The sequence below is a fragment of the Roseateles sp. AC306 genome, assembly GCF_979253795.1.
Window position 1 is genome coordinate 273,401 of sequence record NZ_CEEDEB010000002.1, and the last position, 14,582, is coordinate 287,982.

Below are 14,582 nucleotides of genomic sequence, written 5' to 3' on the forward strand. Positions count from 1 at the left end.
CGGCAGCGGCGCAACGCTCCCCCAGACGAGGGTGTGTAGGCGCCGTCCTACGCGCACACAATCCGGGGCAAGGGCCTTCCCTAGGACGTGGCCCACTCATCAATCTCGGGGGGAATCCACATGAAGAACAACTGCCTGGCCGCCATCGCTGCTGCCGCACTGAGCCTGGGCGCCAACGCTGCCCACGCCCTGAACATCGTGTTCGACTACAGCCTGGACACCGCCGGCTTCTTCACGGCCGACAAGCGCAACACGCTGGATCAGGTCGCGTCCATCTTCGAGAACAACCTCGGCAACCACCGCGCGGCCATCAACAACGCGACGTTCAACCTGCCGAACTTCTCCTACCAGCTGTACCCGAATCAACCTGCGGTGCCCTACCCCGGCACCGCCGTGAACGCCACCGGCCAGTCGCTCGCGGCGGACACGGTGCGCATTTATGTCGCTGCCACCGATCTGTATTACACGACGGTCGGCTTGGCGTATGTGGGCACGCTGGAAGTCCGGAGCAGCGGCAGCTTCAGCGGCTGGGGCGGCGCCATGCTGTTCGACACCACGACCGATACGCAGAGGTTTGACTCGTACTACCAGGGCCGGGGCTTGCCCAACCCCTACGCCGGCCTCACGGCGCGCGACTGGTATTTCGACAACGACATCCGCTCCGGCGAGGTCAGGGGCAGCACGCGGCTGCCCATCAACCCGGCCAACCCCGTCGAAGGCTACTGGATCATTGACCCGCCGCTCGACTTTGCCTCCGTCGCCATGCATGAGCTGGGCCACGTGTTCGGCCTCGGCCACAGCGGCACCTCCGGTGACTCCATGTACCCCAGCATCACCGAGGACCGCCAGTTCTTCACCGCCAACGACTGGACGCAGATGCGCGCCCGAGGCTGGACGGTCACATCGCTGACGCCCGACCTCTACGCCGTCGTCGACGTGCCGACGCCCGTGCCCGAGCCTGCCAGCTACGCGCTGATGCTGGCCGGCCTGGTGGCTTTGCGCCGGCTGCAACGTCGCCACAAGCGCTGACAACAAGGTATGGTCCGACTCCGCATAATCTGCGGGCCATGCTGATCCAGTTCTTCTACACACTGCGCGCCGCCAAGCTCAAGGTCACCGTCCCGGAGTACCTGACGCTGCTGGAAGCCCTGCAGGCCGGCGTCATCGCCGCACCCGAGGACGGGGGCGTCGCCAGCATCGACGACTTCTACCATCTGGCCCGGGCCTGCCTCGTCAAGGACGAGACCCAGTACGACAAGTTCGACCGCGCCTTTGCCGCCTACTTCAAGGGCGTGGAGATGCTGACCGACTTCACGGCCGAAGTGCCGCTGGAGTGGCTGAAGAAGAACCTGGAGCTGAACCTGACGCCCGAGCAGAAGGCCGCCGTCGAGAAGATGGGCTGGGACGAGCTGATGGAGACGTTGAAAAAGCGTTTCGAGGAACAGAAGGAGCGCCATGAGGGCGGCAACCGCTGGATAGGCACCGGCGGCACCAGCCCCTTCGGCAACGGCGGCTACAACCCCCAGGGCATCCGCATCGGCGGCCAGGGTGGTAACAAGAGCGCCGTCAAGGTCTGGGAGCAGCGCGCCTACCGCGACTACGACGACGGGCTGGAACTCGGCACGCGCAACATCAAGGTCGCACTGCGCCGCCTGCGCCGCTTTGCGCGCGAGGGGTCAGACCTTGAGCTGGACCTGGACGGCACCATCCACGGCACGGCCGCCAACGCTGGCATGCTGGACATCCGCATGCAGCCCGAGCGCCACAACAAGGTCAAGGTGCTGCTGCTGATGGACGTGGGCGGCACGATGGACGAGCACGTCAGCCGCGTGGAAGAACTCTTCAGCGCCGCCAAGACGGAGTTCAAGCACCTCGAGTTCTATTACTTCCACAACTGCGTCTACGACTTCGTCTGGAAGAACAACCGGCGCCGCTTTGCGGAGAAGCTCAACACCTTCGACCTGATCCGCAAATACAACCGCGACTACAAGCTCATCTTCGTCGGCGACGCCACCATGAGCCCCTACGAGATCCTGCAGGCCGGCGGCAGCGTCGAGTACAACAACGACGAACCAGGCGCCGAGTGGATACAGCGGCTCACGCACGCCTTCCCCAAGTACGCCTGGATCAACCCCGAGCCGCAAGGCGTCTGGCAGTACCGGCAGAGCATCGCGCTGATCCAGCAGCTGATGCAGCAGCGCATGTTCCCGCTGACGCTCTCCGGCCTCGAAGGCGCGATGCGACTCCTGAGCAAATGAAACTTCTTCTTGTCGCACTGCTCGTGGCGGTACTGAGCGGTTGTGCCACGAAAGCGCCAACGCCGGCGCCAGTCCCCGCACCCGATGTGCCAGCCGACGCGCCGGCCGTCTACAGCCTGGACATCGAGGTCGAGGACGACTACCGCGACAACCGGCTGCGCAATCTGCTGCAGCAGCACCTGGACATCGCCCGCTACCGCGCCAGCGAGGCCGCGCTGAGCCGCGTCGAACTGGCCCGCCTGGCCGCTGCCGCGCCGGCCCAGGCCGCGACGCTGCTGGAGACGCTGGGCTACTTCAGCGCGACGGCCGACATCGAGCGCAGGGCCGAGGACGCCTCGGCGCTGCGCCTCATCGTGAAGCCCGGCCCGCGCACACGCGTGACCAAGATCGAGCTGGAGTTTCAGGAAGGCCTGGCCGCCGACGACGCCAAGGCGCAGCGCGAGAACCTGCGCAAGGCCTGGTCGCTGGAGGAAGGCGACCCCTTCACGCAGGGCTACTGGTCCTCCGCCAAGAACGACCTGCTGCTGCGGGCGCGCGCCGACGGCTTCCCGCTGGCGCGCTGGAGCGAGACGGCCGCTCGCGTCGATGCCGACGCGCACACCGCCGAGCTGCGCCTGGTGCTCGCCAGCGGCAACCGCGCGCGCTTCGGAACGCTGCGCATCGAAGGGCTGAACCGCCAGAACCGCCAGACCGTCGAGCGCCTGACCGGCTTCCGCCAGGGCGACGCCTACACCGAACAACAGCTCACCGAGTTCCAGGAACGACTGGCCAAGACCCAGCTGTTCGACTCGGTGCGCGTACAGCTGCAGCCCGAGACCGTCGAGGCCGATGGCACCAGCCCCGTGCTGGTGTCGCTCACCGAATCGGCCCTGCAGCAGGCCACGGTTGCCGTGGGCTATCACGCCAACAACGGCCAGAGCATCAGCGTCGAGCATCTGCACCGCCAGCCTTTCGGCCTGAGCATGCGGGCGCGCTCCAAGGTGCAGTTCAGCCGTGACCTGCGCGGCGTGGAGCTGGAACTCAGCTCCCACCCCCAGCCCAACCTGAAGCGCAACCTGGCATCCGTGCAGTACGAGCAGGACCGCAGCGGCGACACCATCGCCACCAACCTGGGCCTGCGCCTGGGCCGCATCTACGAATCCACCCGCGACGACCGGCTGAGCTATGTCGAACTGCTGCGCGCCCGCGAGACGACCGGCAACGAGGTCAACACCAACCTCGCCGTGTCCATCAACCAGCAATGGATTCGCCGCCGTCTGGACAGCACCCTGCTGCCCACCGATGGCCACCAGGCGCTGGCCCTGATCGGCGTGGGCCAGGTACGCGGCGGCGGCAGCGACGACAGCGGGCCGTTCGGCCGCATGCAGGTCAAGCTGGGCGTCTACAAGCCCTTCGGTGACTGGTTCACCTCAGCGCGGGCCGAGGTCGCGCAGGTCCTTGCGAAGGAGCAGGTCGGCGTGCCCGAGAAGCTGCTCTTCCTGGCAGGTGGTGACGAGTCGGTGCGCGGCTATGCCTACCGCAGCCTTGGGCCGGTGGAGAACGGCCTCACCGTGGGCGGGCGGGTCATGGCCACCGGCAGCCTGGAGGTCGCCCGGCCCATCTTGGCCAGCCTGCCCGCGCTGTGGGGTGCCGTCTTCGTCGACGCGGGCAATGCCGCATCGCGCTGGCAGGACTTCCGGCCCGTGTTGGGCTACGGCGCTGGCGTGCGCTTTCGCAGCCCGGTCGGGCCGCTGAGAGTGGACGTTGCGCGGGCGCATGAGACGGGCAAGTGGCGCCTGCACTTCTCGGTGGGGATCACGCTGTGAGGCGCTCCCTGCGAATCCTGCGCGCCACGCTGATCGGGCTGGCCGCCATCGTCGTGTTGGCCGCCGCCTTCATCGCCTGGCTGCTGCAGCGCCCGTCCGGTGGCGCCTGGCTGCTGGCCCATCTGCCCGGCGTGCAGATTGAAGAACCCCAAGGCTCCTTGATGGGCAACTTCAGCGCCCGCCGCCTGCTGCTGAAATGGCCCGGCGGCGAGGCCGAGCTGCGCGGGCTGCGCTGGTCGGGCCTGGGCGTGAGCCCCAGCCAGGGCCTGCTGGCGGCACAGGAGCTGGCCGTGGACGAGGTCCTCATCCGCACCCAGCCCAGCACCAGCCCGAGCGCCGAGCCGACCGATCTGAGCCTGCCGCTGGGCGTGCAGATCGCCAGGCTCCACGTCGGCAGGCTGAGCTGGTCGCCCGACCAGCCGCCGGTGCAGAACCTCGCCGCCGAGATCAACCTTCCGCGCCGGGGCACCCACCAGATCAAGCTGACCGGCGCTCGCTGGCAACACCTGCTGCTGGCCGGCGAAGCGAAGATCGAAACAGCGGCGCCGCTGCAGACCGAAGCCACGCTAACGGTTCAACAGAACGAATCAACCGACCTGCCCTGGCTCGCCGTGGCCGCCGCGCGCGGGCCGCTGGCGAAGCTCAGCGCGAAGGCTGAGCTGGAGGCCGCTCACCAGACGCTGAAAGCCGAAGGCCAGGTGCAGCCCTTCTCGCCCTGGCCTGTCAACGCGCTGCAACTGCGGGCCGACAAGTTCGACCTGGCCGCCGTCATGCCCGGCCTGCCGCGCACGGCGCTGACCGGTACCGCCAAGCTGGCCGCGCCGGCGCTGAACACCGAGGCCACGCTGCAGGCGGAGCTGCGCAACGACAGCGCCGGCCGCTGGGACCAGGGCGCCCTGCCTGTGAAGCAGCTCAACCTTTCCGTGGCCGGCCGGCCCGACCAGCTCACCAGCCTGCGACTGACGACGCTGGACGCCGAACTCAACGGCGGCGCCCGGGTGCAGGGCAAGGGCCAGCGGGAGGCCAGCGGCCGGTGGCAGCTGGACGCCCGCGTGCAGGGCCTGCGCCCCGAACTGCTGGACGCCCGCGCCACGCCAGCCAGGCTGGACGGGCCGCTGTTGCTATCCGGCGGCGCTGATCAGCCGCTGGCCGCGAAGCTGGACCTGCGCGGCACGCTGGAGCAGCGCCCACTGCGCGTGCAGGCGCGCGTGCAAGGCCGGCTGCACGAGCAAGGCAGCAGCTGGCAAATCGAGGATGCGCGCCTGACCAGCGGCGACGCCGAGCTGCTGGCCAGCGGCAGCGTCGAGGCGCCAAATGCAGGCGCGCCCGCCGCCAAGCTCAAGGCCCAGCTGCGCCAATTCGACCCACGTCTGCTGTGGCGCGGCGCGCCGGGCTCGGCCTGGGCCCGCCTGCCGGGCACCACCCGCCTCAACGCCGACACCCAAGTCGACCTGCGCGGCAGCACGCTGGACAACCTGGCCGGCACGGCTGAAGCCAAGCTGCTGCCCAGCCAGTTTGCCGGCCTGGCCGCGCAAGGACAGTTCCGCGTCAAGCGCCCGCGCGCGACGGACGCGGCCGCCTTCGACGTCGACGCGCGCCTGGGGCAGAACAGCGTCCAGGCCAACGGCCAGGCCCGACCCGACGCCGTGGCCACCCAGCTCAAGCTGCAGGCGCCTAGGCTCGCCGAGCTGAACCCGCTGCTGGCGCTGTTCGGCCAGGGCCCCATCGCCGGCCAGGCCGATGGCGGCGGCGACCTGCAACTGCTGCGCGTCAAGCCCGCCTCGCTGGGCAAGGCCACGCCCAAGGCCATGCCCACGGCGGTCTGGCAGCTGGGCGGCAGCGGCAATGCGACGCTGAAGAGCCTGAATGCCAATGGCATCACGGTGGACAGCGCGAAGGCCCGCTGGGCGCTGCCGCCGCCAGGCACGGATGGCGATGCACCGCTGTCCCTGCAACTGGAAGCCGGCGGTGTGCGCAACGGCCAAGCGCAGCTCAAGCTCGTCAAGCTGGACCTGCAAGGCCGGCGCAGCGCCCACGAGCTGAAGGCCCAGCTCGCCGGCCGCCTGCCGCGCGCCGAGCAGGACTACAACCTGGGCGCCACGCTGCAGGCCCAGGGCGGCTGGAATGGCCAGGCCTGGGTCGGTCGCATCGCCAAGCTGGACATCGCGCCGCTGCGCCCAAACACCCCGGCCACACTGGCCGCCAGCAACATCGGCCTGCGTGTCGCCCTGGCCGACACCGGCCTGCAGGTCACCGCCGAGCCCGGCCGCGCCGAGGTGGGCGGCGCCTTTGTTCGCTGGCAGGCCTTGAGCTGGCGAGGCGGCGAACGGCCCGAGGCGCGCGCCGACCTGCTGCTCGACGACCTCGCCGTGGCGCCGCTGATGGCGCGCTGGCAGCCGGACTTCGGCTGGGGCGGCGACCTGCGCATCAGCGGCCATGCCTCGCTGCTGCTCAACGACAAGCTGACAGCCGAGGTGCTGCTGGACCGCCAGAGCGGTGACCTGCACGTGACCGACGAGTTCGGCACCCGGCCGCTGGGCCTCACCGACCTGCGCCTGGCGCTGAACGTGCGCGACGGTGTCTGGCAGTTCGCCCAGGGCCTGGCCGGCAAGGAGCTGGGCAGCTTCGGCGGTGCGCTGACGATGCGCCCGGCCAAGCTCTGGCCTGATGCGACCACGCCCATCGACGGTGTGCTGCAGGCCAATGTGGCCGACCTTGCCACCTGGGGCCGCTGGGTGCCTGCCGGCTGGCGCCTGGGCGGCCGTGCGTCCGCCACCATGCAGATCGGCGGCAAGCTCGGCGGCCCCGACCTGACCGGCCGCGCCGAGGGCGAGGCCATCGCGTTGCGGCACCTGCTCTTCGGCGTGGACGTGACCGAGGGTCGCTTCACGCTCGACCTCAAGGGCCAGCACGCCGAGCTGACGCAGCTGGAGGCCCGCGCCGGCGACGGCTGGCTGCGCGCCACCGGTCGCGCCGAACTGGGCACCAAGCCCAGCGCCCACGTCGAGATCAAGGCGGACAAGATGCGTGTGCTGTCGCGCGTGGACCGCCGCATCGTCGCCAGCGGCGAGGCCACGCTCGACCTCGACGACAACGGCCTGCAGCTCGCCGGCAAGCTGCGCGCTGACGAGGGCCTGTTCGACTTCACGCGCGGCGACGCGCCCACGCTGGCCGACGACGTGACCGTGCTGCGCAGCTCGCGCAACGCGGGTCCCACCGCGCCAGCCGCACCCAAGCCCGCACGCAGCACGCAGGTCAACCTGGCGCTGGACTTCGGTCGCGACTTCAAGGTGCGCGGCCGCGGCCTGGCGACTACGCTGCGCGGCCAGCTGCAGATCACGCAGAAGGCTGATGGCCCGCTGCGCGTGACCGGGAAGCTCGACGCCGATGGCGGCCAGTACGCGGCCTATGGCCAGAAGCTGGAGATCGAGCGCGGCGACATCACGTTCACCGGCGCGCTGGAAAACCCGTCCCTGGACCTGCTGGCCGTGCGCCCCAACCTCGATATCCGTGTGGGCGTCTATGTCGGCGGCACGGCGCTGGCACCGCGCGTGAGCCTGTACTCCGAGCCCGACATGAGCGACACCGACAAGCTCTCCTGGCTGCTGCTGGGCCGTGAGCCCGACGGCCTGGGTCGCACCGACACAGCTCTGCTGCAACGCGCAGCCCTGGCGCTGCTCAGCGGTGAAGGCGAAGGCGCCACCGGCAAGGCCTTGCGCCAGCTGGGGCTGGACGAGCTGTCGCTGTCGCAGAGCGATGGCGACACGAAATCCACCATCGTCCGCCTGGGCAAGCAGATCTCGCGTCGCTGGTATGTGGGCTACGAGCGCAGCCTGAACGCGACGACCGGCTCCTGGCAACTCATCTACCGCATTGCCCAACGCTTCACGCTGCGGGCGCAGAGCGGGGATGACAACGCGCTGGACCTGATCTGGCAGTGGAAGTGGAACTAGCTGAATTTGTTTGTCCAGAAAAATGATCAATCTATTCTCAAAAGAATAGAATTCTGGACAAATGACCGTGACCACCACCGCAGTGCTTGAACGCCAGCTGCTTCTGCAGTTCGGTGATCGCCTGCGACGCCTGCGCAAGGCGCGCAAGCTCGGCACGGTGCAGATGGCGCAGCAGGTGGGCATTTCACGGACAACACTGGCGGCTGTTGAGGCCGGCGATCCCGGGCCCTCGCTCGGCACCTATCTGCGCGTCATGTCGGCACTTGGCATCAGCGGCGAACTGGCCTTGCTGGCGGGCGACGCGCTGCAGGCGGCCCCGGCGGAATCGGCGGCGGCGCGGTCACGGCGGGCCCGCCCTGTCGTGCAGGTCAACGTCACGGCCGACACGACCCGCCACGATGCGCAGGACCTGCAAAGCCTGGCGCTGCACGAGGAAGCGGTGCGCCTCGTGCGAGAGCAGCCGGAATTGGTGGACCAAGCGCAGGCCACGCTGGAGCGCTGGCTCAGTGGCCGCGTATCAAACACCACCAGCCTGTGGCAGGAATGGCAAGGCATCCTCGAGCGGCGCAGCTGGCGCAAGGTGCTCGGCCGCACACGGCGCGCCCAAGAGCTTCGACAAGCCTCACCGCTCATTACCGTGCTGCCTGACAAGGTGCGCCAACGTGTGCTGGCAGACATCAGTCAGCTCAAGAAAGGCGTCGCGCTGGGCGCTACTCCGAACCGGGTTGAGTCATGACACGCGACGAGCTGGAGCACCTGATCCGCGCCAGCGCGGCAGTGACAGACCAGTACGAGTTCGTCATCGTCGGCAGCCAATCCATCCTGGGCGCCATTCCGAACCCGGAGCCCGTCTTCACGATGTCCGCTGAGGCCGACATCTACCCGCTGGCCGCGCCTGAGCTTGCAGACAAGATCGATGGCGCGCTGGGTGAGGGCTCGCAGTTCCATGAGACCTACGGCTACTACGCCCAAGGCGTCGGCCCCGACACTGCGGTGTTGCCGAGCGGCTGGCAGCAACGCTTGCACCGCGTGCAAAACGCCGCGACCAACGACCGCGTGGGCTATTGCCTGGACCTCGTCGATCTCTTCCTGTCCAAGGCTGCGGCGGGCCGGGAGAAGGACCGGCTGTTCTGCATCGCGCTGCTACAGCACAAACACGTGCTGCCTGCTCAGGCGCTCGCCCGGCTGCCGGACATGCCGCTCGACGAGCACGCAAAGCGTCGCCTTCGAGCGGCGATCATGCGCTGGTCCAAGGCCGGCTGAAGCGGCCTATTTCGACCGCCCGTCGTAGTGGTGCACCGGCACCGCCCCCAGGTCGATGCCCTCGATGCAGCGGATGTTGACCGCCGCCATCGCGCTGCCGTCCGGCGCCTTGCCTTCGCCGTATGGGTGGATGCCGCAGGTCGGGCAGAAGACGTGCTGGATGACGTGCTTGTTGAAGGTGTAGCTGGCCGCGTCGCTCTCGGGCGTCAGCAGTCGCAGCGACGCACGCGGCACGAACCACAGCAGCGAGCCCTTGCGCTGGCAGATGGAGCAGTTGCAGGACAGTCCGGAATCGATCTCACCATCGACCTCGAACTTGATGCGGCCGCAATGGCAGCTTCCTTGGTGTTTCATCGTCAAGCCTCCTGGGGCGTGTTGAGCAGGCGGTCGATGTGCTCGAAGGCCATCAGCCAGCCGCGCTCGTGGTTGGCGCGGGCCTGCTCGTCGAAGAATCGATCGTGCACGAACAGCAGCGCAGTGCCACCCCCTTGCGCCGAAAGGTCGATGCTGACGCGCGACACGCGATCGGGCGTGCTGTGCCAGGCCCAGCTGAAGACGAGGCGGTGTTGCGGCGCAATCTCCAGGTATTCGCCGCCGACGTCGTTGACCTGGCCGTCCGCCAGGCGCGTGACGATGCGGTAGCGCCCGCCCACGCGCAGGTCGATCTCGGCCTCGGAGACGGCGCCGGGCTTGCCGGCGTTGAACCAGCGGCTCAGCGCTTGCGGCTCGGTCCACGCGCGCCAGACTTTTTCGACGGCGACCGGGTAGTGCCGCTCGAGGCGGACCTGGGCGGGCGCCCGCTGCTCTTGGGTGACGCTTTGCATGGCGTGATGTCCTCTTGGTGGTGCAGGTAACGGCCGAGCGCATCGAGCTGCTCGGTCCAGAAGCGCTCATAGCGCGAGATCCAGGCCGCGGCGGCCTGCATGGGGAGGGCATCGAGCTCGCAGCGCACCACCCGCCCCTCCTTGGCGCGGGCGATGAGGCCGGCGGCTTCCAGCACGGCGAGGTGTTTCATGAAGCCGGGCAGCGACATCTCGTGCGCCTGGGCCAGCTCGCTGATGCTGGCGCTGCCCGCGTCCAGCTCCTCGAGCACGCGGCGCCGTGTCGCGTCCGACAGGGCGGCAAACACGAGGTCGAGGGTGGCGTCCGTTTGATTAACCATTTGGTTTAGTATTTGATTCAATCCGCCGTTTGTCAAGCGGGCAATGACGAAGGGCCTGTGCGCCGGATCAGCGCACAGGCCCTTCTGGGGAGCCAGGAGTTGGGCGGGTTCAGCGCAGGTCGAACCGGTCCGCGTTCATGACCTTGACCCAGGCCGCGACGAAGTCGCGCAGGAAGGCGGCGTTGGCGTCACTGGCCCCAAGTGCCTCGGCAATGGCGCGCAGCTGCGAGTTGGAGCCGAACACAAGGTCCACCACGCTGGCCGTCCACTTCACCTCGCCCGTGCCGCGGTCGCAGCCTTCAATGACCTCGGGCTGCGTCTCCGACCGGCGCCACTTGGTGCGCATGTCGAGCAGGTTGACGAAGAAGTCCTGCGTCAGCTGGCCCGGCCGCGTGGTGAGCACACCCAGCTTCGATTGACCGAAGTTGGTGTCCAGCACGCGCAAGCCGCCGATCAGCGCGGCCATCTCCGGCGCGCTGAGGTTCAGCAGATGAGCCTTGTCCAGCAGCAGCTCGGCGGCCTGCGAGCCATCCACGCCCGGCTTCAGATAGTTCCGAAAACCATCAGCCACCGGCTCCAGCACGGCGAAAGACTCAGCGTCGGTTTGCGCCTGCGAGGCATCGGTGCGGCCTGGCGCGAAGGGCACCTCGATGCGCTGCCCGGCCCGCTTCGCGGCCTCCTCGATGGCGGCACCACCGGCCAGCACGATCAGGTCGGCCAGCGAAATGGTCTTGCCACTCACGTTGAACTGCTGCTGGATCGCTTCGAGCTTGGCCAGCACCTTGGCCAGCCGCGCCGGTTCGTTGACGGCCCAGTCCTTCTGCGGCGCCAGGCGGATGCGCGCGCCGTTGGCACCCCCGCGCTTGTCGCTGCCGCGGAAGGTGGAGGCCGAGGCCCACGCCGTCGACACCAGCTCGGAAATGCTCAGTCCGGAGGCCAGCACCTGCGCCTTCAACGCGGCCACGTCCTGCTCGCTGACCAGCGCGTGGTCGACCGCCGGCACCCGGTCCTGCCAGATCAGTTCCTCCTTGGGCACCAGCGGGCCGAGGTAGCGCGCGATGGGGCCCATGTCACGGTGGGTCAGCTTGAACCAGGCGCGGGCGAAGGCGTCGGCGAACTGCTCCGGATTGGCGTGGAAGCGGCGCGAGATCGCCTCGTAGGCCGGGTCCACGCGCAGGGCCATGTCGGCGGTGGACATCATTGGAGCGTGGCGCTTGCCGGGGTCATGCGCGTCGACCACCGTATCGCCGCCTGCACCGCCCTTGGGCCGCCACTGCTGGGCGCCCGCCGGGCTCCGGGTCAGCTCCCACTCGTAGCCGAACAGCGTGTCGAAATAGCCGTTGTCCCAGGTCGTCGGGTTGGGCTTCCAGGCGCCTTCCAGGCCGCTGGTGATGACATGACCCGCGATGCCCGTCTCGAAGCTGTTGGACCAGCCAAGGCCCTGCTCGATGAGGTCTGCGCCTTCGGGTTCGGCCCCGACATGCTTGGGGTCGCCTGCACCGTGCGCCTTGCCGAAGGTGTGGCCGCCGGCCACCAGCGCCACGGTCTCCTCGTCGTCCATCGCCATGCGGGCAAAGGTCTCGCGCACATCGCGCGCCGAAGCCGCCGGGTCGGGGTTGCCGTCCGGGCCTTCGGGGTTCACATAGATCAGGCCCATCTGCACGGCGGCCAGTGGGTTGGCCAGGTCGCGCTCGCCGCTGTAGCGGCCGCCGGGCTTGTCGCTGGTCGCCAGCCAGGCGCTCTCGGGGCCCCAGTAGATGTCGACCTCGGGCTCCCAGATGTCGGCGCGGCCACCGGCGAAACCGAAGGTCTTGAAGCCCATCGATTCGAGCGCGACATTGCCCGTCAGCACGACGAGGTCGGCCCACGAAATCTTGCTGCCGTACTTCTGCTTGATGGGCCAGAGCAGGCGGCGCGCCTTGTCGAGGTTGCCGTTGTCGGGCCAGCTGTTCAGCGGCGCGAACCGCTGCGCGCCGGTGCCCGCGCCACCGCGGCCGTCGTGGGTGCGGTAAGTGCCGGCGGCGTGCCAGGCCATGCGGATGAAGAAGGGGCCGTAGTGGCCGTAGTCGGCCGGCCACCAGTCCTGCGAGTCGGTCATCAACGCGTGCAGGTCCTGGATGACGGCGTCGAGGTCCAGCGTCTTGAACGCCTCGGTGTAGTTGAAGGCCGTGCCCATCGGGTTGGCGCGCGGCGAGTGCTGGTGGAGGATGGCCACGTTCAGCTGGTTGGGCCACCAGTCGCGGTTGCCCCGGCTGCCGGAGGAGGTGTGCAGGCGGGTCGTGCTGCCCGAGAACGGGCACTTGTAATCGGTGGTCATCGTTGCCTCCAGGGATGTAAGCGGTGCGGCGCAGTCTAGAAGTCGACCCCGGGGGCAGCAACGCAAACGTCCCAATCGCGGCGATAGCCAGAAATGCCGCCGCTCGCGGCTGCCAAGCGCGCCCACGCTGCATGCGAGAATCCGCGCCCTCGCATGGCCCTTGCCGTGCCGGTGATCCTCTCCGTAGTTCAATGGATAGAACGGCCGCCTCCTAAGCGGCAAATGTGGGTTCGATTCCCGCCGGAGGGACCAGTTCAGAGCTGCACGGCACGCCACCCGCCGGCATCACGCTCTCGGCGTGGTGGCAGAGCCAGGCGGCATAGGACGTCTTGCCTCGCGGCCTGCTGTAGTGCCGCTTCCTGAACGTCAGGCGCACGCGACCTGCCCATGCGGCGTCGATCTCGACACTCATTTCGTCGTCAACGGCACAGGCTGGGTCGGGCAGGGATTTGCTGGCCTGTGCGATGCACTGGCCGGGCACGCGCGCGAGGATGCCGTTGTCGCTGGTTGAAGCAGGGAGCGGCGTGGTGGGGTTGAGGGCTTCAGTCATGGCGCAGATGCTGCCGCCGCAGCGGCTCATGGGGTGAGCCAGCGAAACCGCGACTGCCGGATTTGTCTGACGGGCAAGAGCGTCGCGTTCCTACCCGAGGCCCGGGGCGGCCAGCCTAAATTTCGTTCCGGGCGCAGGCCTCAGCAAACTTCAGGAACAGCATCGACGCGCAAGCGCGCTTGATGTCCGCATCGACCCAGTGCGTCGAGGCCTCCTGAACGAGCCTGAGACCTGCGCCTTCTTTCGTGCGCTGCTCAGGAGCCGGCGCTCGACTCCGGCGGTGGCTCGCCGGGCTCGAGGTCGCGAATCTCCTTCGCGCCAGGGACTGGCCGACGCGCTCCCGGTGCTGCCGATTCCTTCTGATCCGGCTGCTTCGCGACCGGGTGCTGCGGGAGCTTGCCATCGGCCTCATCCGTCTGGTTCTGCTGGCGCGCTTCCGATCCGGCGTCGCCGGCCTGTTCGTCTGGCGTCTGCGCGGCTTCTTCAGGCCGTGCGGTCTGGCCGACATGCCGCAAGGGGTTGTTGGTCATGGCTGCTGCTCCTTGGATGTTTCAAGAGCTGAAGGACCGGCAACCGTCATGCCTGCGAAGGCGGCGGAACTCCGCGCCAACGCTCCGCGAATAAGCATCGCCGCTTTCCTTCGTTCCGCGAGGAAGCGCCCTTCCCTATCGTGCAAAGCCTGAACACACGCAGGCCATCATGCACATCACCAGCATCTCCGGCAGTCCCAGTGAACGCTCGCGCTCTGCCTGGCTCACGCAGTTCGCCGTCACGCGGCTCGAAGGCGTGGCAACACGCAACGCGCATGTCGCCGTGCGCGAGCTGCCGGCCGCCGCGCTGCTGCTGGCCGACGCCCAGGAGCCGGCCATCGCTCAGGCCGTCGACGCCATCGCCGCCGCCAGCCTCGTCATCGTCGGCACACCGATCTACAAGGCGGCCTACTCGGGCTTGCTGAAGGTCTTTCTGGACCTGCTGCCGCCCGAGGCCCTGCGCGGCAAGACGGTGCTGCCGCTGGCCACCGGCGGCAGTGCGGCGCACCTGCTGGCGCTGGATTACGCGTTGAAGCCGGTGCTGTCGGCCCTGGGCGCTCGCCATGTGCTGGACGGTGTATTTGCCACCGACGCCCAGCTGCAACGCCATGAAGCGGGCGGTTATGTACCGGCGCCCGAACTGCTCGCCCGGCTGGACCGTGCGCTCGAACCCATCGCGCCGGCCGCGCGAATGCGCAGCGTTGCCGAACTCAGCTGTCGGCGTTGAACCGCCAGCCAAGCCAC

The 14,582-nt window shown here is 68.6% G+C and carries 12 protein-coding genes and 1 tRNA gene; 8 read left to right on the forward strand and 5 right to left on the reverse strand.

What is annotated here, in order from left to right; genetic code table 11:
• The first annotated feature begins 120 nt into the window (after positions 1–120).
• From AC0IZJ_RS06000 to AC0IZJ_RS06025, 6 genes are all read left to right on the forward strand, one after another.
• Positions 121–1,029: a matrixin family metalloprotease gene (locus AC0IZJ_RS06000; RefSeq protein WP_471847664.1), complete on the forward strand. Its 909-nt coding sequence runs from the start codon at positions 121–123 to the stop codon at positions 1,027–1,029.
• A gap of 38 nt (positions 1,030–1,067) precedes the next feature.
• Positions 1,068–2,258, forward strand: a complete 1,191-nt coding sequence (locus tag AC0IZJ_RS06005) for a vWA domain-containing protein (RefSeq protein ID WP_471847666.1) — start codon at positions 1,068–1,070, stop codon at positions 2,256–2,258.
• Positions 2,255–4,063 carry an autotransporter assembly complex protein TamA gene (locus AC0IZJ_RS06010; RefSeq protein ID WP_471847668.1) on the forward strand — a complete coding sequence of 603 codons (1,809 nt, stop codon included), beginning with the start codon at positions 2,255–2,257 and terminating at the stop codon, positions 4,061–4,063. The genes AC0IZJ_RS06005 and AC0IZJ_RS06010 overlap by 4 nt, the downstream gene beginning before the upstream one ends.
• Complete coding sequence (locus AC0IZJ_RS06015; RefSeq protein WP_471847670.1) at positions 4,060–8,016, forward strand: translocation/assembly module TamB domain-containing protein; 3,957 nt, start codon at positions 4,060–4,062, stop codon at positions 8,014–8,016. The genes AC0IZJ_RS06010 and AC0IZJ_RS06015 overlap by 4 nt, the downstream gene beginning before the upstream one ends.
• 61 nt (positions 8,017–8,077) lie before the next feature.
• A complete protein-coding gene (locus AC0IZJ_RS06020) occupies positions 8,078–8,752 on the forward strand; it encodes a helix-turn-helix domain-containing protein (protein ID WP_471847672.1) in 675 nt (224 codons plus the stop codon).
• Positions 8,749–9,279 carry a DUF6036 family nucleotidyltransferase gene (locus AC0IZJ_RS06025; RefSeq protein WP_471847674.1) on the forward strand — a complete coding sequence of 177 codons (531 nt, stop codon included), beginning with the start codon at positions 8,749–8,751 and terminating at the stop codon, positions 9,277–9,279. Before AC0IZJ_RS06020 ends, AC0IZJ_RS06025 begins: the two co-directional genes overlap by 4 nt.
• A gap of 6 nt (positions 9,280–9,285) precedes the next feature.
• Here the strand turns inward: AC0IZJ_RS06025 and AC0IZJ_RS06030 are convergent, their stop codons facing one another.
• The 4 genes from AC0IZJ_RS06030 to katG form a co-directional block, all read right to left on the reverse strand.
• Complete coding sequence (locus AC0IZJ_RS06030) at positions 9,286–9,633, reverse strand: GFA family protein (protein WP_471847676.1); 348 nt, start codon at positions 9,631–9,633, stop codon at positions 9,286–9,288.
• A 2-nt stretch (positions 9,634–9,635) separates the two neighbouring features.
• A complete protein-coding gene (locus AC0IZJ_RS06035) occupies positions 9,636–10,103 on the reverse strand; it encodes an SRPBCC family protein (protein WP_471847678.1) in 468 nt (155 codons plus the stop codon).
• A complete protein-coding gene (locus tag AC0IZJ_RS06040) occupies positions 9,992–10,441 on the reverse strand; it encodes an ArsR/SmtB family transcription factor (RefSeq protein WP_471847680.1) in 450 nt (149 codons plus the stop codon). The genes AC0IZJ_RS06035 and AC0IZJ_RS06040 overlap by 112 nt, the downstream gene beginning before the upstream one ends.
• Positions 10,442–10,550: 109 nt before the next feature.
• Positions 10,551–12,758: a catalase/peroxidase HPI gene (katG, locus tag AC0IZJ_RS06045; protein ID WP_471847682.1), complete on the reverse strand. Its 2,208-nt coding sequence runs from the start codon at positions 12,756–12,758 to the stop codon at positions 10,551–10,553.
• Positions 12,759–12,935: 177 nt separating this feature from the next.
• On the opposite strand from katG, the gene AC0IZJ_RS06050 reads away from it, so the two are divergent.
• Positions 12,936–13,010 (forward strand) — tRNA-Arg (locus AC0IZJ_RS06050).
• Between the two features lie 552 nt (positions 13,011–13,562).
• Here AC0IZJ_RS06050 and AC0IZJ_RS06055 read toward each other — a convergent pair.
• Positions 13,563–13,838, reverse strand: a complete 276-nt coding sequence (locus AC0IZJ_RS06055; RefSeq protein WP_471847684.1) for a hypothetical protein — start codon at positions 13,836–13,838, stop codon at positions 13,563–13,565.
• Between the two features lie 169 nt (positions 13,839–14,007).
• On the opposite strand from AC0IZJ_RS06055, the gene ssuE reads away from it, so the two are divergent.
• Positions 14,008–14,565, forward strand: a complete 558-nt coding sequence (gene ssuE / locus AC0IZJ_RS06060; protein WP_471847686.1) for an NADPH-dependent FMN reductase — start codon at positions 14,008–14,010, stop codon at positions 14,563–14,565.
• Positions 14,566–14,582: the final 17 nt, after the last annotated feature.